Raw genomic sequence first — 20954 nt, 5'->3', positions numbered from 1 at the left:
ATCCGCGGTCCATCGGCCGTTATCGGACACTGCGCCGTCTGGGTGCGGGCGGGATGGGATCCGTGTACCTGGCCGAGGACCCGGCCGGGCGGCTCGTCGCGGTCAAGGTCATCCGCCCGGAGTATGCTCACGAGCCCGAGTACCGGGCCCGGTTCCGCAGCGAGGTCAACCGGGCGCGCGAGGTGCCGCCGTTCTGCACGGCCGAGGTGCTCGACGCCGACCCCGACCACGACACGCCGTATCTCGTCGTCGAGTATGTCGACGGCCCGAGCCTCGACGAGGTCGTCGCCGACCAGGGTCCGCTGACCGGCGGGAGCCTGCACGGCGTGTCGGTCGGCGTGGCGGCCGCGCTCGCCGCCATTCATGGGGCCGGTGTCGTCCACCGTGACCTGAAACCGCGCAACGTGCTGTTCGCCCTCGGCACCCCCAAGGTCATCGACTTCGGGATCGCCCGGCCGCTCGACCCGACGAGCTTCCACACCCGCGCGGACCAGGTCGTCGGGACGCTCGCCTACATGGCCCCGGAGCGCCTCGACGCCGAGACCGATCGCCTGCCCACGCCGGCCGTCGACGTGTTCGCCTGGGGTGCCGTGGTGACGTTCGCGGGCACCGGGCGCACCCCGTTCGGCGGGGACAGCCCGGCGGTCACGGCGGCGCGCATCCTCACCCAGCCACCCAGGGTCGGGGACCTTCCGCCGTACCTCGCCGAGCTTGTCGCCGCCGCCCTCGAGAAGGAGCCGGCGAACCGGCCCACCGCTCCCGAACTCCTCGATCGCCTGCTCGTCACCGGTGCGCCCAGCGCCCCGCCGCTGCCCGTCGAGATCCAGCGTTCCGCCGAAGCCGCTCAGCAGTCCGGACGGTTCACCACCGGGCACCGCCGTCGCCCGGGGCGCCGCCGGCTCGTGACGGCCGCCGCCGCCGCGACGGCCGTGGTCGCGGTGGCCGTGGTCGCCGGACTCGCCCTCCGGCCGACGCTCTCCGAGGATCCGCCACCGGCCGCTCCCGAGGTCGTCACCGGCCCCGCCGTCTTCGACTCGCTGCGCACCGACAGCCTGTTCAGTGTCGCCGGGAACGAGGCCGGGCGCTGCGCGTACGCCGGTGGCGGTCTGCGTGTGACATCGACTTCTGCCGATCCCATGATGTGCGGCGACTACCAGCAGATCGTCTTCCCGCCGAGCCAGAACATCAGCGTGCGCGCGACGCTGGGAAACGCCCGGTCCTGCGCCACGATCTGGTTCCGGGCCGGCACCGAGGAAACGTTCCCCGGCGCCTACCAGGTCACCGTCTGCCCGGACCGGGTCGGTCTCGCGGCCCGTATCGACGGCGACGCGACACCCGTCGCGAGTGCGGACCGGGCCACCGCGACCGGCAAGGCTCACCTCCTGCAGGTGGTCGCCGCCGAACGCCAGGCCACCGTGAGCATCGACGGCGAGACCGTCCTGACCGGGCCGCTGGACGAGTCGTCGCTGGTCAGCGGGCGGGTGCTGTTCGGTGTGACGGGCGGGTCGGTCACCTATGCCGACGCGCAGCTGCGGTCCGGCACGGATCCGGCGATACCCCCGGCGCCCGGCTTCCTCACCGGCGACGCCGAACTCGTGGCCGCCATGCACATGGTCTACGACCGCGGCCGGGTCGCGATCGCCGAACCCGCCGAATACCCGACCGGCGCCGAATACTGTCGCCGCCTCGAACTCACCTCGCCGAAATGCCAGAACAAGTACGTGCCGGTGACCAGCGGACTCCGCGCCAGCCTGCCGATCGCCGCCCGGCCGGTCTACCTCGACTTCCGGCCGAACGAGCGCAGATGCACCGACCCGGCGACCCTGGCCGGGACGTGCGAGGTGAGCTTCGACGAGTTCTCCACCCTCGACGAGCCGTCACCGTTCCCCGCCCTGGTCACCATCCGCGGTGGCAAGGTGACCGCGGTCGCCCGCCTGAACCTGCACTGAGCCCCGGATTTCCGCAGGTCCCGGGGCCGGCGGCCGAAAATGAGTTCCTAACGGATGTCAAGCTGCCGGCAGGTGGTTAATGTGGTTCGTGGACGGGCCGGCTGCCGGAGCGCTTCGCGACTCCTTTCTGCGCCGGCCTGTTCCTTGTTTCTGCCTTTGGGCGGCGCGTTGGGACCGGTTTTTGGCGCGGTCGGCGTCGGTGACCTGGTAGCGGGTGGCGCAGATGGTGCGGCCCTCGGCGGCGGTGATGGGCCGGCCGTCGACATCGTGGAGTTGGTAAGGGGTGCGTGAGCGCCAGCAGGCGGCCAGCCGGGTGACGAGCACGGCGGCGCGAGTGCACAACGCTGAGTTGTGGTGTTTGCCGGCCTGGATGAGGCGTTGGTAGCGGGCGGCCAGGGTGGGGTCGGTCTTGCGGGCCCGGTCGGCGGCGTTGAACAGGGCCTCTCGCAGGGCGGGGTCGCCGGCTTTGGTGGGTGGTCCGTAGCGGCTGCTGGTGCCGGATTCGTCGAGTTTGGGGACCAGGCCGGTGAACGAGCGGACCCCGGCAAGGGTGGTGAACCGGTCCGGGTCGCCGAGCCCGGCCAGGATTGTGGCGGCGGATGTGACGGCCAGACCGGGCGCGGTGGTGAGCAGCCCGGCTGGGTCGGCTTCTTCGTAGAGCACGCCGATCCGGTCGTCGAGGCCGTCGATCTCGGTGCTCAGTTGCAGGGCGAGGCGGGCTTCACCGGACAGGTCGTGGCTGAGTTCGGTGAAGTCCAGGCCGCCGGCGGCCCAGAGCCGCAGGCTCTGCTCGGCGGCGTGCAGGATCGTCTCGGCGTGGTCGTCACGCCACTGGCCGCGGCTGGTCCGCACGAGCAGGGCGGTCAGCCGTTTCCGGCCCAGTCGTTTGAGGGCGTGCGGGTCGCCGCCGGTGCGTTCCAGCAGGGTCAGGGCGGTCTTGGAGTACTCGCCGCTTCCGAGAGTGTCGGCCCAGTGTGGGCCGAGCAGTTCCAGCAGCGCATCCAGACGCGCGTAGATGGCCGTGCGTCGTTTCACCAGCGACCGGCGCCGCCGGGTGGCTCGCCGCAGCGGGTCAGCCGGGCCGAGCTCGTCGTCGCCGAGGACCCTCAGCCCTTCCGGGTGCAGCAGCGGCAGCCGGGCCAGCACCCGGGAGTCGAGGCGATCGTTCTTGGTGTGCTTGTGGTAGTAGTCGCGCAGGTCAGCGGACTGTTCCGGTGGGACCAGGGCCACCTTCGCCCCGTGAGCGCGCAGCCACGCGGCCAGCGGCACCCATGCGTTGCGGGTGGGTTCCAGCACGACCAGGACCTCGTCGGCGGCCGGCAGGCTCACCCACAGTTTCTCCAGGTCCTCGACGGTGGTCCGGAACCGGCGGCCGGAGAACAGGAACCGGCCGGTCTCGTCGGTGCAGCTCACCTGGTGCGCTGCCTTACATGCCACGTCGATGCCCAAACGCAGCCGCACGTCACCTTTCCCTTCCGGCGTGTCATCACGGTCGGGGCCTGTCCGTCACGACTCGCCGCGCACGCTCCGCAGGGGTGCCATCCAGACATTCGGTAGCAGCGGTCCATCGAAGCTCGTGTCGCGGCCGCGGGTTTCCGAACAGGGATCACGTGCGCCGGGCGGCCCTGCCAGCCGATCGATCATTAATCAGGAGTCACCGCGAAGCGGTGCTACCAGTCGTATACCGAGCCGTACCGGAAGAACCCGACCCGACGCACCCTACGAAGCCCCGAATCGATCTTCAAGGCCCAACACCAAAGCTAAATGTCATACCCCGGCGATAGCGTTCCGCGCGTCAGGGTAGGGGCAGCGAGGGGAGGCCGGGGATGTACCGGCAGGGTGACGTGCTGATCATTCCGGTGCCGCAGGATGAGGTGCCGGCGTGCGCGCCGGTGCCCCGCGACCGCCGAGGCCGGATGGTGCTGGCCCGCGGTGAGGCCACCGGTCACGCCCACGTGGTCGGCGGCCCCGGCCTGCAGCTCCTCGCCGATCTCGACGATCCGGACAGCATGTTCCTCGACGTGCCGTCGCACGGCCGGGTCACCCACGAGGAGCACGGGCCGATCTCGCTGCCCTCCGGCCACTACCGGGTGGTGCGCCAGCGTGAGTACATTCCGGGTGCGTTCCGCCCGGTGGCGGACTGAGGGAGCGCGACATGAAGCTGACCCACGCCCAGGAGGCGATGGCGGCCGCCATCGAGGACCAGTGGCTGGCCGCCGCGGTCCAGACCGGCGATGCGACACGAGAGGCCGCCGAAAAGGGGGTACGGGACTCGTATCTCCTGGCCGGACATGAGGCCCCCGACCGGATCTACTGGTTCGGCTCCCCACGCGCCGGCGCGGTGGCGGTCGCCCTGCTCTCCGGTCGTCTGTCCGTGCCCGATCTCCCACCCGCCGTCACGCCTCCCGCCGTCACGCCTCCCGCCGCCTCTGCTGACCCCGTCGCCGTCACTGCCGCGTCGTCGTCGACTCCGTCCACGTCGTCGGCTGCGTTTGCCGCGCCGCCGGCGGCCTCCTCCGCGCCTTTGTCCGCCCGTGTCGTGGCGGCTGCGTCGCCCGGCTCGGCGGCATCCGGTGGCTCGGGGCCGGGCGCCGACCTGCTCGCCGAGGTGGTCGGCGAGCTTCTGCGGCAGGGATGGGTCCCCGGGGAGACGGCCGGTCCGTCGCTGCGCCGTCAGGTGCGGACCGAGCCGTGGGCCGCCGCGCGCAGAGCGGCTGTCGAGACCCTGGGCAGCGACGGCTGGGCGCAGCTCAGCGCCGCCGCCGGCCGCCGGTCCTGGGGACTGGTCATGGACCTGATCGCCGGGCGGCTGCGGTTGCGCCTCGGCGAGGACCTGGCAGCGGCCTTCCCCGGCGACGACGGCCGGGCGGCACGGATGCCGGTGCTCGACGCCATCTACGGCCAGCACGACGGCCCGTGGCTGTCCACCTTCGAGGCCGCCGACCGCCTGTTCCCGGAGGCCGGGCTGATGACCGGTCTGGCGGGCCTGGCAGCGGTGGCCCGGAACGCCGGCTGGTGGTGGGCGAACGAGACGGCCGCCGTGCTCACCGACCGCCCCACGACCCTGACCCGCGACAACGTCGGCCGCCTGCACCGCGGTGAGGGCGCGGCCCTGGAGTTCCGCGACGGCTACGGCCTCTGGGCGTGGCGTGGCATGCCCATTCCCGCCGATCTGGCTTCCGAGCTCCCGGCCCTCACCATCGACCGGATCAGGTCGGAGGGCAACGCCGAGATCCGGCGGGTGATGCTGGAGCACTACGGCTACGACCGCTACCTGCGTGACGCGGGCGCCCGCAAACTGGGCTCCGACGAGACCGGCACCTTGTGGTATCTCGATCTTCCCGGCGACGAGCCCCTGGTCATGGTCGAGGTGGTCAACTCGACGCCGGAGCCCGACGGCACGAGCCGGATCTACTGGCTGCGCGTCCCACCTCGCACCAGGAGCGCCCGCGAGGGCGTGGCCTGGACGTTCGGTCTGACTGCCGAGGAGTACCAGCCACTGGTCCAGACATGAGGCCCGGCCGGCGCCCCGGCCGGGCACGCCTGGCAGATCATCGTGCGTTCCACCAGCAACCCGCGTCCCTGACCGGCGACCGATCAGGGACGCGTGGCCGGCTGCGGCCAGACGGCCGGGATGCGTTCGAGGAGGCCGTCGGCGTAGACGTCCCGTAGTTCCAGGGGCTTCAGATGGACGTAGCCGATGTGACAGTCGCACAGCCCGTTGGTGCACGGGCGTGGCTGAAGGGCGGCGCGCCACGTACCGTCGTAGAGGTTGCCGATCGGGGTCTTGATGAAGTGGCAGCGGCGCACCGTGCCGTCACCGAGGACCGAGATGGCGGTCTCGCCGGCGTGACACGGCTCGCCCAGCGACGGGTGCGGCCGGACGCTGTCGCCGAAGCGGGGATCCAGGGCGGTCCAACGCGCTTCCTCAGCGGAGGTGTAGACGTGCCCCTCGGCGGCGTTCACCCACAGGTAGACCTCCGGTGGCAGCGCGGCCCGCAACGCGACCGCCTCGGCATGATGATCGGGGAGGCCGACCACGCCGACCGAGAACCGGATGCCCAGCCCGAGGAGCTCACGGCATCGGGCCAGGAACCGCTCCCTCGTCACCTGGCCGGGGTGATAGGTCGCCCACAGTGCCGCCACCCGCGGGTCGGCGCCGGCGAGCCAGCCGGTCCGGGCGGCCAGGTTGGTCTGGATGGCGACCCTCGCGACGTGTGGCAGGTGGGACAGGCGGACGATCGTCTCCCTGTACCACGATCGGGTCAGGCCCTCGCCCCACGGCGTGAACAGCACCGACAGCCGCCGGTCGGTGGTCGCCTCCACCCAGCCGGCGAAGCGCTCCAGGTCGGCCCGGTCGGCGCGCAGCAGCTCCGGTGGGTCGACCCGCTTGGCGAACGGGCAGTACGGGCAGTCGTAGTTGCAGCTCGCGAGCGGTCCGCGGTACAGCACGTAGAGATCCTCGCGGACCGGCAGCAGCGGAAGGAACGTGGTCATCGCGGGACGTAGGCTCCCATCGCCGCGCGGACGTCGCCGGAGACCAGCCATGGGCCGACGGCGTCCGAATGGTCCAGCCCGGCCGCGGTGAGCACGGTCCTCGTCTCGTCCAGCCAGCCGCGGTCGACCAGCTCGTTGAGCTGCGAGAAGTCGCCGGTGTGGTCGGTGCCGAACCGTTTCCGGTAGGCGGCGGCGTCGACCCCCTCGGCCCGCAGCAGGGACTTCAGCAGCCATCGGCGCCGCTGCTCGACCTCGTCGAGGTGGAAACCGAACTCCGCGTACCGGAAATCGCCGGCCGGCCGGGACAGGTAATCGGTGAGGACCGCGCGGACCTCGGGCACCGCCACCGCGTAGTCGAACGAATAGTGCAGATTCGTCGTGTACGACCGGGCGCCGCAGCCCAGCCCCACCATGCCGTCGTCCTGGCAGCAGTAATCCGGGCCGTCCGGGACGGGCGCGTCGGCCCGGCGGAACTGGCGCATCGAGTGCCGCACGTAACCGGCGGCGGTGAGCACGCCGACAGCCTGCCGGTACAGGTCGAGGCGCTGCCTGTCCCAGTCGGCGCGGGCGTGGGCGCGGCGGCCCAGCCCGGTCAGCGGCCGCACGTACAGCGGATACAGATACAGCTCCTCGGGCCGCCAGCGCAGCGCCTCGTCCAGCGAGTGCTGCCACGTCTCGGCGGTCTGCCCGTCGATGCCGTAGATCAGGTCGACGTTGAGCACCGGGATCCGGGCGTCGCGGATCGTCTGCAGCGCGGCCATCACCTCGGTCAGCCGCTGTGGCCGGCCGGCGGCCCGCGCCTCGGCGTCGAGGAAGCTCTGCACCCCGATGCTGACCCGGGTGGTCCCGTGGGCGGCGAGCACCGCCAGCCGGTCCGCGGTGGCCGTGGCCGGCGACGTCTCCACCGACAGCGGCACCGGCCCGGCGCCGAACACGCCGGCCACGACGGTGAACAGCTCCTCCAACTCGGGAGCGGTCAGGTAGGTGGGGGTGCCGCCGCCGATCGCCAGGCGCGAGAACGACGCCGACGGGCCGAGACCGTCACGGATCGCGGCCCCCTGGTGACGCAGCTGGGCCAGATAGGCGGTGACCTGCTCGGCGGGCGGGTTGGCGCGGGTGAACAGGTTGCAGAAGCCGCACCGCATCTCACAGAACGGCAGATGCACGTACCCGAAGAGGGAGTCCTGCGGCTCGTCCGCCCACACGTCCCGCAGCAGCGGCCGGGGGTCGAGCCGCCGATAGGCGGTCTTGTGCGGATAGGCGTAGAGGTAGCCCTGATAGGGGGAGTCGAGGTTCACCGGGCGTCCAGGATGAAATCGGCGTACGGAACCGTCCACACGGCCTCGTGGGCGACACGGTGACCGGTGTGGCCGTCCTCGCCGTAGAGCGTGCCGTGATCGGAGCAGATGATCACCTGACAGGGCCGCCCCCGGCTGGTGACCAGGGCGAACAAGCGGTCGAGGCGGCCGTCGACATACTCCAGGGCGGCGGCGTGCGTGGCCGGGCCGTCGTCCGTGGCGCCGGACAGGTAATGCTTGTTCGGCTGGTGCAGGGCGGCCACGTTGACGAAGGTGAACAGGGGACGCTCCACGGGCAACCCTTCGATGATCATGGCGAGACGGTCGATCTGGGCGCCGAGACAGTCCGGAGCGGTCACCCCGAACGCCCGCTCCCAGTGCGCCTCCGCGAACAGGCCGGGCAGCACCCGGCCCAGCGGCGCCGCCGGATTGAAGAAACCGACACCGCCCAGGCAGACCGTGTGATATCCGGCTGCGGCCAGGCCGGTCGGCAGATCCGGGGCGTCGAAGACGAACGTGCCCGGACCGCTCGTCTCACTGCCACCGAACCTCGCCGCGAACATCCGCTCGTGCGGCCCCGGCGTCACCGGCGTCGGCAGGAACCCGGCGAAGAACGCATGATGCGCGGCGTAGGTGAAACTCGCCGGAGTGTGCCGCCGCTCCCACATCCCGCCGGGCAGAACCTTCTGGAGGTACGGCGTACGCCCGCCCTCCAGACACTCCACGGCGATGTCATACCGCAACGTGTCCAGCGTGACGAACAGCAGGTCATGACTCCCGATCAGCCCCCGCACGGAACCGCCACCCCCTCGCGAACGGGTGACCAGCCCCGGGCCAGGGCGGCCACCTGGGCGTCGTAGGTGTCGAGGCCGCCGGCCAAGACCCGGGGGAGCAGATCGCCGAACGCGTTCACCTCGGCCACCGCGTGGTCGCGCCAGCCGGCCCGGAACATCAGGTCCACACCGGCGTGCAGGGTGCCCGGGAAACACGCCGCGACCCGGGCACACGTCTCCATCGCCGCGGCCCAGGCGCGCTCACCGGCGGCGGCCCGGACCGCCGGCACGTCGCCGCGGGCATTGCCGAGGTGCAGGTTCGTCATCGGGGAACGGCTGGTGCGGACCACCACGTGCCGTGGCTCGCCGGCGATCACGACGACCCGCAGGTCCAGGACACGGTCACCGAGAGCCGCTTTCGGGAACCACCGCTCCACGTGCAGACCGTCCGGGCCGAGCCGGTCGACGACCGTCCTGATCGACGCTTCGTCGTCGTAACGGCGTACCCGCAGATTGTTGAAGATCTTGTCACCGCTGATCTCGACCGACGTGGCCGCGGTGACCCGCCGCCCCGCCGTCGCGAAGGCCAGCACACCGGACGCCGAGGAACCATGCGCGGGTTTCACGAACACCCGGCTCCAGCCGGCGTCGGCCATCGCCGCCCGCAGCGACGCGTAGTCGTGGACCGGCGGCAGCGCGGGAGGCACCGGAAGGCCGGCCGCCGACAGCAGCGCGTGGCAGCGTGGCTTGTCACTCATCGTCAGGATGTCGGCCGGCCGGCTGAGCAACAGGCCACCGCCGGCCGCGATCCGGTCGAGCGCCCACCGCAGCCCGGCGAACGCCGCCGCCGACCCCACGATCTCGCCGTGCTCGGCCGGCATCGCGGGCCGGCCGCCGCCGATCTCGCGCAGCAGCCGGTCGACCTCGGCATCCTCGCCGGGCGACTCGATCCGCACGAACGTGCCCGGATCGACGGCGGGGACGAGACCGGACGACAGCACCGCACGCCACGGGTGAACAGCCGGTGCGGGGAGGCCGGCCCGCAGAACGGCCTCGGTGAACATGGTCACCCGGCGGTTGTCCGGGTTTCCGACGACGGCGAGGCGCACTACTCGGACACCGCGGTGTAGCGGCCCCACTCCTCTTCCTGCTGTGGGTCGGACACGTCCACCTCGACGCCGGGCAACTCGTCGACCACCCGCTGCGCCATCTCGGCGGACATGAAGTGGTGGCTGAGGTCGAGCCGGCGTAGGTGGGTGAGCGACTGCCCGGCCAGCAGAGTCTCCGCGCCGGTGTCGCCGAGCACACCCAGCGACAGATCAAGATCGGTCAGCCGGGCGACGATCGGCGCGGCGGCGACGGCCGTCGCGACCTCCTCGGCGATCTCGGCGTTACGTAGGCCCAGGTAGGTGAGGGCGGGCAGGGACCGGCCGGCCAGGATTGGGGCCAGATCGTCGGCGCGGGCGTCGCCACCATACTGATCGACACCCAGCCACAGCTCCAGATGCGTCAGGTTGGGCAGGTCACTCGCGGCGACCGCCCGGACCACCTCGGCGGGCAGGCCACCGGATTGGAAGACCAGCTCACGCAAGCCCTCGTGACGCACCGGCTTGAGCTCGAGACTCTCCGAGCCACGGATCCACAGACGCTCCAGGGCCGGGAACGCCTCGATCACCGGGGTGATGTCGGCCTGATCGATCCAGGAGATCTCACACTCCTCGCCGGTCAGATCACCGACGAACAGCGCCCGCAGCCCGCTCAGCCGGACCACGTTGTCGACGAGCAGCTGATAGGGGAACGGGCTGTCGTAGGCGGACCCCCACTCGCCGACCACCAGCGCCGTCGGGCCGGCCGGGCCGGTGCGCTGCAGCAGCTGCTCGAACGCGGCCTCGAACTCCTCCGGCGGAGCCTCGAACTCCTCCATGCTGATCCGCCAGGCGACGGCGCCCGGATCGGCGACGGTCGCCTCCGCGTCGCCGGCATCGACCACGGGCAACCCCGCGAAGATCTCCACGTGCTCGTAAATGCCCACAGGACTCCCCTAGCCTGTCACTGACGCTCACCGGAACAGTGCCGAGAACCTAGCAGTCCCCACCGACACTTTCGCGCGCCGCGTAACCCGGTGTGGTGCTCGGGTTCGATGGAGCCGTCCGATGTGCTCGCGGGGGCGGTCGTTGTCTCTGAGGCTGCTGGGCAGCATGCGCTGTCCGGGCGATTCAGGGTTGCGTCAACTCGCTTCGCTCGAGCCGCCCACGGCGATCGTTCATGGCTGGCCACTGTCCTGACGTCTCACCCCGCCATGACCGGCGCGCAGGTTCGCTGACCGTGCCACTCCCTCTTCGCCGTCACTGCCACTCATCGTTACGACCTGCGCAAACGGAAACCCGATCGTGAGCGTCCATCGCCATCGGGCCAGAGGAAGAAGCCCCCTATTTGTGCTTCTGCCAGCGCCCGACAGCCACGCGAAGATCAACCAAACGAGCCAGGAAAGACCCGCGTGCCCGGGTCGACGGCGAGACCGAAGCCCGGCACACGGAGCTGCGCACCGACGGTTCTGCGCACCGACGGTGCCGCGGGCCGACGGTGGTGCGGACCCACGGTGCCGCGGGCCGACGGTGGTGCGGACCCAGGGTGCCGCGGGCCGGCGTTGGTGCGACCCACGGTGTTGCGGACCCATGGTGTTGCTGGCCGATGGTGTTGCGGACCCACGGACCCATGGACCTGCGGACCCACGGACCTGCGGACCCACGGACCTGCGGACCCACGGACCCACGGACCCACGGACTGCGGACCCACGGCGTTGAGGGTCCACGGCGCTGAGGATCCGTCGCGCCGTCCGGGAGGCTCCCCGTCCGGGAGGCTGCCCGTCCGGGAGGCTGCCCGTCCGGGAGGCTGCCCGTCCGGGAGGCTGCCCGTCCGGGAGGCTGCCCGTCCGGGAGGCTGCCCGTCCGGGAGGCTGCCCGTCCGGGAGGCTGCCCGTCCGGGAGGCTGCCCGTCCGGGAGGCTGCCCGTCCGGGCTGCGGTGTCGTCAGGGATGCGGCGCCTGAGTGGGTAGCCGAGTGCCCTGCCGGTACCGGTGTGCCGGCTCGGCGCGGGCGGCCTGCGTGGGAAGCGCAGCCGGCGAGGCGCGATGCGGCGACGAACCGGGTCCGCCGGTTGGCAGGCCGTCGATCAGCTCGTCCAGACGTTTGAGGTACGGATCTCCGGCGTCGGCTTGGTAGTCGTCGGGCCGGGTGGTGTCGTCGCCGTAGCGGATCCCGGCGGCCCGCACGAGCAGCGTGACCGCGACCGTGACGACGAGGTTGACGGCGAGCGCGACGACGCCGACATAAACACTGCGCCCGTCGCCGATCGACCAGCTGGAACCGCCGAAATGCTCGGCGACGACCCGGCCGGTGGCGTCGACCTTCGGGATGTCCCAGAGCATGATCAGACCGGTCACGAGCCCGCTGACCAGCCCGGCGATGAGCGCCGCCCGGTGGAACCAGGCGGTGAGCAGGCCGAGGAAGACGGCCGGGATGGTCTGCAGGATGAGCACCCCGCCGATCAGTTGCAGGTCGACGGAGAACGCCGGATCGACGGCGAGGATCAGCGCCGCCGCGCCGAACTTGACGATCAGCGACACCCACCGGCTGACCCAGGCCTCCGACGACGCGGTGGCGTCCGGTCGTAAGTAGGTCCGGTAGAGGCTGCGGGTGAACGCGTTGGCGGCCGCGATCGACATGACGGCGGCTGGGATGAGGGCGGCGATGCTGAGGGCGGCATACGCCACACCGGCCGACCAACTGGGAAAATACTCGTGGATGAGCCGTGGCACGACGGTGTTGAGGTCGCCGTCCGCCGGTGTCACGCCCCGGGACAGGGCGAAGATCCCCAGCATGGCCATCAACCCGAGCGCCATGCAGTAGACGGGCAGCGCCGCGGCGTTCCGCCGGACGGTGTCACGGTCCTTGGCCGCGAGCATCCCGACCAGCGCGTGCGGGTAGGCGAAGATCGCCAGTGCCGACCCGGCGACCAGGGTGATGAAGCCGAGATGCCCGGTTTCCGGCAGCAGCAGGCCGTCAGCCGGGTTGGGTGTCGCGGCGAACCGGGCGGAGGCGCCACGGAAGGCGCTGCTCCAGCCCCCGTACATGGCGACCATCAGCGCCGCGGTGATCAGCATCCAGGCGAGCAGCACGTCCTTGACCACGGAGAGCAGGGCGGGCGCCCGCAGCCCGGATCGGAACGTGCAGATCGACACCAGCGACACCGCGGCCAGCAGCGGCCACTCGCCGCCGAAGCCGACCGTGCGCAGCACCGCCTGCAACGAGATCAGCTGCACCGCCACATACGGGATCGTGGCGAGGATGCCGGTGACCGCGACCAGTGCGCCGAGCCCGGGCGACCCGAATCGGGCAGCCGCGAACTCGCTGTGGGTGAGGAAGCCGTGCCGTCGCGCCACCGACCACGCCCGGGTGGTGAAGATGAAGGTCAGAGGCGTGGTGACGATCGCGAACGGCACGGCGAACCACCCGATCGCGCCGACGCCGTAGGTCAGCGCCGGCACCGCGATGAACGTATACGCGCTGTACATGCTGCCGCCCAGCAGGAACCAGATGGTCCAGTTGCCGAACGCCCGCCCGCCGACGCTCCACTCCTCCAGGTGGTAGGGGTCGGCGGGCCGGCGCCAGCGGGCGGCGCCGAATCCGAGCAGGACGACGCCGGCCATCAGGATCAGGAAGACGCCGACCTCGACGTCCCGGTCGGTCACGGCCGGTCCTCGCGGGTGGCGAGGTAGACGACCGTGATCACGACCATCGCCAGCAGGGCGCAGGCGAACTGATACCAGAAGAAGAACGGCACGCCGAACAGGGTCGGCTCGATCCGGTTGGCGAACGGCGTCAGCAGTGGGGCCGCGGTCGGTATGACCAGCAGCCACTGCCAGTGACGGGAGCGGGTCGACATCTTCGTCTCCTGCTGTCGTGGGGTGCGGCGGGAGCCGCGGGAAGCCGGCCACGGCGAGGAGAACGCGTATCTATTAGCACTGCTAGTGCCGAAACCGTGAAGATTGTTTTACCGCTCGATCTCCAAAGAGGAAAGACCCTCGTCGGAAACTCAGTCGTCGTCGCCGTCTTCGTCGGTGTCCGCGGTCTTGGTCACGACCTGGTAGGAAGAGTCCAGATCCACATCCCACTCCTGACCCGCCGCGTCGCGGACCTCCGCCTCGTAGGCGACGCCCTGGTCGTCGGAGGCCTCGACCTCCAGCACCGTCGATCCGGGGACGGCCACCCGAGCGGCATTCTCCGCCGAGGTGCGCTCCTCGGCGGAGAGCACACGATCATCGGCGTCGGGCCGGCCGTCTGCGTTGGCGGCGGTCGCCCAGACCGTGCCGCCGGCGCCGAGGGCCGCCACGAGGGCGATGCCGCCGATGACGGTGCGCTTGCTGCGAAGCTTGCTGGTGTCCATGATCTGCGCCTTTCTCGAACGAACGAGGCACGAACCAGGCACGGAGCGAACCGGGCGAGGAACGAACCAACGAGTACGGCAACAGCGTGCGCCGAGGTCCCTGAATCTCACCTGAACCTGCCTGAAAGGCTTTTCAGGAACCCGGCAGACGTACGACGAAACGAGCCCCTCCCAGCGCCGACGCGGTGACCTCCACCGTGCCGCCGTGCGCGGCCACGATCTCCTTGACGATGGCCAGCCCCAGCCCACTGCCGCCGGCGTCCCGGTCACGGGCTTCGTCGAGCCGCACGAACCGCTCGAACACCCGCTCCCGCTCGCTCTCCGGGATGCCCGCGCCGTCGTCCTCGACCACCAGCTCCACCTCGCCACGATCGGCCGCGACGGCCACCACGACGGTGTCCCGGGCATGCCGGGCCGCGTTGTCGGTGAGGTTGCGGACCACCTGGGCCAGCGCCGTGGCCTCCCCCCGAACCCGGCCGGCTCCGACCCCGGACGTGTCGACCGTGAGCCCGGCCCGCCGCACCCGCCGGGCCTCGGCCAGCGCCAGATCGTCGACGTCCACGTCCCGCAGATGCCGGGGCCCCGCCCCACCGGTCCGGGTGAGCAGCAGCAACTGCTCCACGAGCCGCTCCATCCGGCCGGACTCCTCCAGCACCGCCTCGGCCAGCTCACCCTCGGACAACGCCCCGGGATGCGAACGCGCCACCTCGGCCGCCTGCCGGATCCCGGCCAGCGGCGATCGCAGCTCGTGCGACGCGTCCGCCACGAAGCGCTGCTGCCGCTCCCGGGAGTCCTCCAGCCGGGCGAGCATCCGGTTCATCGTGGCCGCCAGCCGATGAATCTCGTCCCGCGCCACCGGCTCCGGAACCCGCCGGTCCAGCCGCTCCCCGGTGATCTCCTCGACCTCCCGGCGAATCCGCTCGACCGGCGCCAGCGCCCCCGTCACCCCCACCCAGGTCACCCCGCCGACCAGGATCATCGCCCCTGGCACACCGATCAGCAGAGGCGTGGCGAGCGCTTTCGTCGCATCGTCGACTTCTTCCAAAGACCCGAAAACCACCACGGTGTACGGCCCAGCGCGCTCCGTGACCCGCAAATACCGATCATCAAGCCCCGGCGACGCCCGGACGACGGTCCCACCGGCATCCCGGATCTCCCACGCGAAGTCCTCCGCATCGTCCTCGTCGGACCCGCAGAACGCTTGGCCGGGAGTGCAAGGAGGCAGCCCGGAGCCGGTCGTTGGCATGCCGGAGGCCGGAGCGGACAAGTCGGCACCGGGAGATGGAAGGCCAGGAGCGAAGGAAGGTGAATCAGTGAGGGACGAGGGCGAACCGGAAACCTGAGACGGCAGGACTGGCGGGGTGGAGGGGAGAACCGGCGCGGCGGACGGCAGAGCTGGGGCGGTGGGCGGCATCGCGGGCAGGCCTGAGCTTTCGATCTGTGCGGCGAGGGCGGACGCGCGGTTCTCGGCGGCGTCCTCGATACCGGCCCGCAGCGACGCCCTCGTCAGGAACACCAGCGTGACCGACCCGATCACCACGGCGACGCCCATCACCAGGACCGCGAGGGCGGTGGTCCGCAGCCGGATCGAGGCACGCTCAACCACCGTCGCCGCCCAGCCGGTAGCCCGCGCCGCGGATGGTCTGGATCGCCTCGCGCCCGAACGGGCGGTCGATCTTGTTGCGCAGGTGCCGCACATACACCTCGACGATGTTGGGATCGCCGTCGAAATCGGCGTCCCACACGGCCTCCAGGATCCGCTGCTTCGACACCACATCGCCGGTGTTGCGGGCCATGAACGCCAGCAGCGCGAACTCGCGGGCCGTCAGGTCGATCTCGGTCTCCGCCCGCCACACCCGGCGCGCGGCCGGGTCGATCCGCAGATCGCCGGCGGTCAGCTGGACCGGTCGCTCCCGGGCCCCGCGGCGGGCCACCGCCCGCAGGCGGGCGACCAGCACCGGATAGGAGAACGGTTTCGTGAGGTAGTCGTCGGCGCCGGTGTCCAGGCCCTCGACCTGATCCCACTCGCCGTCCTTGGCGGTGAGCATCACGATCGGTGTCCAGTCCTCCTCGGCGCGCAGCGCGGCGCACACCTGATAGCCGTTGAGCTTCGGCAACATCAGGTCCAGCACGATCACGTCATAGTCGTTCTCCCTGGCCAGCCACAAACCGTCGACGCCGTCGGTGGCGACGTCGACCGCGAAGCCCTCGGCTTCCAGACCCACCCGCAAGGACCAGGCGAGCCGCTTCTCGTCCTCGACGACGAGTACACGCATGCCGGCCATCATTGCCCACCCATCCTGAATCCACGCTGAACGCCGCCGAGGCACGAAGGGGGAAGCTGGAGCGACCAGAGGGCCGGGAGGCGGAGATGGCAGGACACGATGGCGGCGGACGGAAGCGGTCGGCGGGTGAACAGCAGGGCCACGCACGGGTTCAGCGAAACGGCTGACCCGGATATCGGGATGATGGTGTCAATGGTTACGGTCGTGGTGGTTTCGACGGCCTGCGGCAGGGGGACAAGCGGACGCGATGAACGGTGATGACAACCGGCCGTCTCCCGCGTACTTCTCCGCCGACCCCGCTGTCGGCGCCGACCTCGCCGCGGTCGACTGGGAGGCGACCCCGCTCGGGCCGCCGCAGGGCTGGCCGCAGAGCCTCCAGACAGCGGTGAGCATCCTGCTGTCCTCGCGCTTCTCGATGTGGATGGCGTGGGGCCCGCAGCTCACGTTCTTCTGCAACGACGCCTATCGCCGCAACACGCTGGGCCGGAAGTACCCATGGGCGCTGGGCCGCCCGGCGAGTGAGGTGTGGGCGGAGATCTGGGGCGACATCGGGCCGCGCATCGACACCGTGCTGCGCACCGGGGAGGCGACCTGGGACGAGGCGCTGCTGCTGTTCCTGGAGCGCTCCGGTTACCCGGAGGAGTCGTATCACACTTTCTCCTACAGCCCGCTGCGCGACGACGACGGCGCTCTCGTCGGGATGCTCTGCGTGGTCAGCGAGGAGACCGATCGGGTGATCGGCGAGCGCCGCATGGCCACGCTGCGTGATCTCGGCTCGGATCCGAGCGTGGTGCGGACACAGGAGGAGGTGCTCGCCTTCGTCGGCGGGCAGCTCGACCGTAACCGGCGCGATCTGCCGTTCACGCTGACGTATCTGTTCGGCGAGGACGGCTCGGCCCGGCTGGCGGCGTCGACCGGCATCGATGTCGGGCATCCGGCCGCGGCGCCGGAGTCGTGGCCCGCGGCGCGGCTGGCCGGTGGCGAGCCGGTGCTGGCCGACCTCGGCCGGTGGGACGGGCTGCCCGCCGGCGACTGGGCGGGCCCGCCGTTGCAGGCGCTCGCCGTGCCGCTGCTGCGCCAGGGCGACACCCCGTATGGTTTCCTCGTCGCCGGGCTCAACCGGTATCGGCCGCTCGACGACGGCTACCGCGGTTTCGTCGAGCTGACCGCCGGCCACGTGGCCGCGGGGATCGCCGGCGCTCGCAGTTACGAGTCGCAGCAGCGCCGGGCCGAGGAGCTGGCCGAGCTCGACCGCGCGAAGACCGCCTTCTTCTCCAACATCAGCCACGAGTTCCGTACCCCCCTGACCTTGATCATGGGGCCGGTGGAGGATCTCCTCGCCGTCGCCGGGCCGGAGACCCGGGCGGACCTGGAGGTCGTCCACCGCAACGGGCTGCGCCTCGGCAAGCTGGTCAACACGCTGCTCGACTTCTCGCGGATCGAGGCCGGCAAGATGCAGGCGCGGTTCGAGACCGCCGACCTGTCGGCCGCCACCGCCGAGCTGGCCAGCGTGTTCCGGTCGGCTATCGAGCGGGCCGGGCTGACCTTCGAGGTCGACTGCCCGCCGCTGCCGCACCCGGTCCACCTGGATCGCGGGATGTGGGAGAAGGTGGTTCTCAACCTGCTCAGCAACGCCCTGAAATTCACCTTCGACGGCGGCATCCGGGTGACGGCACGGGCCGAGGGCGACGAGGCGATCGTCACGGTGAGTGACACCGGGGTGGGTGTCGCCGAGGACGAGATGCCGCGGTTGTTCGAGCGGTTCCACCGGATCGAGACTTCGCGGTCCCGTTCCAACGAGGGCAGCGGCATCGGCCTGGCGCTGGTTCGTGAGCTGGTCGGGCTGCACGGCGGCACGATCACCGCGGAGAGCGCCGTCGGCCGGGGCACGACGTTCACGATCCGGCTTCCGTTCGGCAGCGCGCACCTTCCGGCGGACACCCGGAGCTCGCCCGGCGAGAGCAATGCCGACTCGTTCCTGCAGGAGGCGTTGCGCTGGCTGCCGGACGACGGTGAGCAGATGGTGACGCCCGAGCCGGGTGTCGTGCCGGCCGGCGGCGCGTCGCTGCTGGTGGCCGACGACAACGCCGACATGCGCGACTACCTGTCGCGGCTGCTGCGTGCGGCCGGGCACCGGGTCACCGCTGTCGTCGACGGGCAGCAGGCTCTGGAGACGGCCCGCACCCTCACCCCCGACCTGATCGTCAGTGACGTGATGATGCCCCGCCTCGACGGGTTGCAGCTGGTCGCGGCTCTGCGCGCCGATCCACGGACGGCGAGCACACCGGTGTTGCTGCTGTCCGCCCGAGCCGGTCAAGAGGCGTCGATCGAGGGCCTGGAGGCGGGCGCCGACGACTACCTGTTCAAGCCGTTCTCCGCGGCCGAGCTGCTGGCCCGGGTGCGGGCGAACGTCGAGCTGGCCCGCCTGCGCAACCATCACACCCGCTGGCGGACCGCCTTGATCGACTCGTTGCAGGAGGCCTTCTTCGTCTGCGACGAGAACGGCGCGGTCATCGAGATCAACAGCGCTTTCACCGACATTCTGGGGTATGGGCCGGAGGCGCTGCCGTACCTGCCGACCCATCCGTGGTGGCCGGATGCCGCAACCGATCCGGAGGCGCACCGGGCGGTCGTCAACGCGTTCGCGATGCTGCTCGAGGAGCCACAGGGCACCTACACCATCCCGGTCGTGCACCGGGACGGGCGGCGGTTGTGGGCGGCCGCCTCGTACAACCAGGTCCGTGACCCGGACACCGGCAAACGGGTGATCGTCGGCACGTTCCGTGACGTCACCGCCGAGCACTACGCGATTCAGCGTGACAGCGCCCTGGCGGCTCTCGGCATGCGGCTCGCCGAGGCGGAGAATCTCGGCGGCGCGGTCGAGGCGGTGCTGCGCGAGATCCAGGAGATCTGGCAGGCGACGTATGTGGTGGCGACCGTCTTCGCCGACCGGGCCGACCCGGTCGTGACCGCCACCGACGCGTCCCTCACCTGGGACACCCTTCCCGAGGACCGCCGCCGCTCGATCCTGGCGCTCCGCGACCGTCCGGCGTTCACCCCGTCCGGCAGCGGGATCGTCCTCGACCATCCGCACGGCACCATGACCCTGTGGATCGAGCCGGGCCCGCACCGCCCGTTCACCGGGTCCGACGAGACCCTTCTCGCCCTGCTCGCCGGCCGGCTCAGCCAGGGTCTGCGCCGCATCGACCAGATCGACCAGCAGCGGGAGACGGCGCTCGCCCTGCAGCGGGCCATCCTCGGGCCGGACGACCTGCCCAGCGGGTTCGCGGTCCGCTACGAGCCGGCGACCCGGCCGTTGAAGGTCGGCGGCGACTGGTATGACACGGTCGAGCTCTCCGACGGCCGGATCGGCATCGTGGTCGGCGACTGCGTCGGCCACGGCCTGCAGGCGGCGACCGTGATGGGCCAGCTCCGCAGCGCCTGCCGGGCACTGCTGCTGCAGGACACCAGCCCGGCGCACACCCTGATGGCGCTGGACCGGTTCGCTGCGATGCTGCCCGGCGCCGGCTGCGCCACGGTGTTCTGCGGGATCCTCGACCCGGGCACCGGCCACCTCGTCTACTCCAGCGCCGGCCACCCACCGGCCATCGTCGGCCGACCGGACGGCACCACCCACCTGCTCGACGGCGGCCGGTCCCGGCCCGTCGCGGTGCGGCCCGGCCTGGAGCGGCCGGACGCCGAGTACCTCGTCCCACCCCGGGCCACGCTGCTGCTCTACACCGACGGGCTGGTCGAGCGCCGCCGCCGCCCGCTGTCCGCCGGCATCGGCGAGGCGAGCGTCGCCGTCCAGCACGGCCTGGGCACCCCGATCGAGGACCTGGCGACCGAGATCATGAGCCGGCTCGCTCCCGACTCCGGCTACGACGACGACGTGGCGCTGCTGCTCTACCGGCACCCGGGGCCGCTGGAGCTCGAGTTCCCCGCCGAGTCGACCCGGCTCGCCCCGGTCCGGTCCGCATTGCGGGGCTGGCTCGACCGTTGCGGCATCGACGCCGCAACCGTGCAGAACGTGCTGGTCGCCGCCGGTGAGGCGTGCGCCAACGCGATCGAGCACGGGCATCGTGAGCACCCGGGCGGGCGGATCCGATTGCGTGCCGCCGCGACCGCCGCCGATCTGCGCCTGACGGTCTCCGACAGTGGCCGCTGGAAGACGCCCGATCCGTCCGCCGCGCCGTACCGCGGCCGGGGTCTCAAGCTCATGCGCGCCTTCATGCACACTGTCACCGTCACTTCCGGAACGACCGGCACCGTCGTCGACATGCAGGCGAGGCTTACCTGATGACCACCGAGCTCACTCTCACGACGGGCCCCGGCCCGGACGGTGCCGTCGTCCTCACCGCCTCCGGCGAGATCGACATGAGCAACGCCGAGACGTTCGCCGGCGCGCTGACCCGGGCGGTCTCCGGCGCGGCGGGCGCCCGGCTGGTGGTCGACCTCACCGCGGTCCAATATCTGGACAGCGCGGGTCTCTCGGCGCTCTTCGCGCAGGCCGATCACATCGAGTTGCGAACGGGACCACTGCTCGCCCCGCTGCTCGAGATCTCCGGCCTGACCGAGCTGACCACGGTTCACCATGCGTGAGCCGGTCCGGCGTTGGGAAGTCGTCTGTCCGGGCTGATCGCGGGCCGTCATGCGTGAGTCGGTCCGGCGTGGGGAGGCGGTCTGTCCGGGCTGATCGCGGGCCGT

16 protein-coding genes are annotated in these 20954 nt (G+C 71.3%); 5 read left to right on the top strand and 11 right to left on the bottom strand.

All coding sequences use genetic code 11. The features are described from left to right. Nucleotides 1-53: 53 nt before the first annotated feature. Nucleotides 54-1949, top strand: a complete 1896-nt coding sequence (locus tag BM290_RS38695) for a serine/threonine protein kinase (protein WP_239144017.1) — start codon at nt 54-56, stop codon at nt 1947-1949. A 57-nt stretch (nt 1950-2006) separates the two neighbouring features. Here BM290_RS38695 and BM290_RS38690 read toward each other — a convergent pair whose 3' ends face one another. Then, nucleotides 2007-3410 (bottom strand): IS110 family RNA-guided transposase, encoded by a 1404-nt coding sequence (locus BM290_RS38690; protein ID WP_203779752.1) that lies wholly within the window; start codon nt 3408-3410, stop codon nt 2007-2009. Nucleotides 3411-3775: 365 nt separating this feature from the next. On the opposite strand from BM290_RS38690, the gene BM290_RS38685 reads away from it, so the two are divergent. Beyond that, nucleotides 3776-4093 carry a hypothetical protein gene (locus BM290_RS38685; RefSeq protein WP_093620925.1) on the top strand — a complete coding sequence of 106 codons (318 nt, stop codon included), beginning with the start codon at nt 3776-3778 and terminating at the stop codon, nt 4091-4093. A gap of 11 nt (nt 4094-4104) precedes the next feature. Next, nucleotides 4105-5463 carry a DUF6745 domain-containing protein gene (locus BM290_RS38680; RefSeq protein ID WP_093620924.1) on the top strand — a complete coding sequence of 453 codons (1359 nt, stop codon included), beginning with the start codon at nt 4105-4107 and terminating at the stop codon, nt 5461-5463. A gap of 83 nt (nt 5464-5546) precedes the next feature. Here BM290_RS38680 and BM290_RS38675 read toward each other — a convergent pair whose 3' ends face one another. The 10 genes from BM290_RS38675 to BM290_RS38630 all read right to left on the bottom strand — a co-directional run bounded on the left by BM290_RS38675 (nt 5547) and on the right by BM290_RS38630 (nt 16238). Continuing rightward, a complete protein-coding gene (locus tag BM290_RS38675) occupies nt 5547-6446 on the bottom strand; it encodes an STM4011 family radical SAM protein (RefSeq protein WP_093620923.1) in 900 nt (299 codons plus the stop codon). Beyond that, entirely contained in the window at nt 6443-7744 is a 1302-nt protein-coding gene (locus tag BM290_RS38670; protein ID WP_093620922.1) for an STM4012 family radical SAM protein, read from the bottom strand. Before BM290_RS38670 ends, BM290_RS38675 begins: the two co-directional genes overlap by 4 nt. Next, nucleotides 7741-8538 carry an STM4013/SEN3800 family hydrolase gene (locus BM290_RS38665; RefSeq protein WP_093620921.1) on the bottom strand — a complete coding sequence of 266 codons (798 nt, stop codon included), beginning with the start codon at nt 8536-8538 and terminating at the stop codon, nt 7741-7743. The genes BM290_RS38670 and BM290_RS38665 overlap by 4 nt, the downstream gene beginning before the upstream one ends. Continuing rightward, on the bottom strand, nt 8526-9626 hold the full coding sequence (locus BM290_RS38660) for an STM4014 family protein (protein WP_093620920.1): 1101 nt from the start codon (nt 9624-9626) through the stop codon (nt 8526-8528). The genes BM290_RS38665 and BM290_RS38660 overlap by 13 nt, the downstream gene beginning before the upstream one ends. Beyond that, the gene (locus BM290_RS38655) at nt 9626-10549 is read right to left on the bottom strand and encodes an STM4015 family protein (protein ID WP_093620919.1); all 924 of its coding nucleotides are present in this window, start codon (nt 10547-10549) and stop codon (nt 9626-9628) included. The genes BM290_RS38660 and BM290_RS38655 overlap by 1 nt, the downstream gene beginning before the upstream one ends. A 996-nt stretch (nt 10550-11545) precedes the next feature. Beyond that, nucleotides 11546-13225 (bottom strand): sodium:solute symporter family protein, encoded by a 1680-nt coding sequence (locus BM290_RS38650; protein ID WP_093620982.1) that lies wholly within the window; start codon nt 13223-13225, stop codon nt 11546-11548. 38 nt (nt 13226-13263) lie between these two features. Further along, nucleotides 13264-13461: a DUF3311 domain-containing protein gene (locus BM290_RS38645; RefSeq protein WP_093620918.1), complete on the bottom strand. Its 198-nt coding sequence runs from the start codon at nt 13459-13461 to the stop codon at nt 13264-13266. A 150-nt stretch (nt 13462-13611) separates the two neighbouring features. Next, complete coding sequence (locus BM290_RS38640) at nt 13612-13962, bottom strand: PepSY domain-containing protein (protein WP_093620917.1); 351 nt, start codon at nt 13960-13962, stop codon at nt 13612-13614. 133 nt (nt 13963-14095) lie between these two features. Further along, complete coding sequence (locus tag BM290_RS48785; RefSeq protein WP_177320076.1) at nt 14096-15058, bottom strand: sensor histidine kinase; 963 nt, start codon at nt 15056-15058, stop codon at nt 14096-14098. 502 nt (nt 15059-15560) lie between these two features. Next, on the bottom strand, nt 15561-16238 hold the full coding sequence (locus BM290_RS38630; protein WP_093620981.1) for a response regulator transcription factor: 678 nt from the start codon (nt 16236-16238) through the stop codon (nt 15561-15563). 256 nt (nt 16239-16494) lie between these two features. Between BM290_RS38630 and BM290_RS38625 the strand changes: the two genes are divergently transcribed. After that, nucleotides 16495-20547: a SpoIIE family protein phosphatase gene (locus BM290_RS38625; protein WP_093620915.1), complete on the top strand. Its 4053-nt coding sequence runs from the start codon at nt 16495-16497 to the stop codon at nt 20545-20547. Then, complete coding sequence (locus BM290_RS38620; RefSeq protein ID WP_093620914.1) at nt 20547-20849, top strand: STAS domain-containing protein; 303 nt, start codon at nt 20547-20549, stop codon at nt 20847-20849. The genes BM290_RS38625 and BM290_RS38620 overlap by 1 nt, the downstream gene beginning before the upstream one ends. Nucleotides 20850-20954 lie beyond the last annotated feature (105 nt).

This window comes from Actinoplanes philippinensis, from assembly GCF_900113015.1.
Lineage (GTDB): Bacteria > Actinomycetota > Actinomycetes > Mycobacteriales > Micromonosporaceae > Actinoplanes > Actinoplanes philippinensis.
The sequence above is the reverse complement of the archived record's forward strand: the minus strand, read 5'-3'. Positions and strand labels throughout refer to the sequence as shown.

Coding starts and splice junctions, on each gene's coding strand:
- BM290_RS38685 (WP_093620925.1), top strand. CDS start 3,776: ATGTACCGGCAGGGTGACGTGCTGATCATTCCGGTGCCGCAGGATGAG.
- BM290_RS38675 (WP_093620923.1), bottom strand. CDS start 6,446: ATGACCACGTTCCTTCCGCTGCTGCCGGTCCGCGAGGATCTCTACGTG.
- BM290_RS38640 (WP_093620917.1), bottom strand. CDS start 13,962: ATGGACACCAGCAAGCTTCGCAGCAAGCGCACCGTCATCGGCGGCATC.
- BM290_RS38645 (WP_093620918.1), bottom strand. CDS start 13,461: ATGTCGACCCGCTCCCGTCACTGGCAGTGGCTGCTGGTCATACCGACC.
- BM290_RS38620 (WP_093620914.1), top strand. CDS start 20,547: ATGACCACCGAGCTCACTCTCACGACGGGCCCCGGCCCGGACGGTGCC.
- BM290_RS38650 (WP_093620982.1), bottom strand. CDS start 13,225: ATGGCCGGCGTCGTCCTGCTCGGATTCGGCGCCGCCCGCTGGCGCCGG.
- BM290_RS38695 (WP_239144017.1), top strand. CDS start 54: ATGGGATCCGTGTACCTGGCCGAGGACCCGGCCGGGCGGCTCGTCGCG.
- BM290_RS38680 (WP_093620924.1), top strand. CDS start 4,105: ATGAAGCTGACCCACGCCCAGGAGGCGATGGCGGCCGCCATCGAGGAC.
- BM290_RS38625 (WP_093620915.1), top strand. CDS start 16,495: ATGAACGGTGATGACAACCGGCCGTCTCCCGCGTACTTCTCCGCCGAC.
- BM290_RS38630 (WP_093620981.1), bottom strand. CDS start 16,238: ATGCGTGTACTCGTCGTCGAGGACGAGAAGCGGCTCGCCTGGTCCTTG.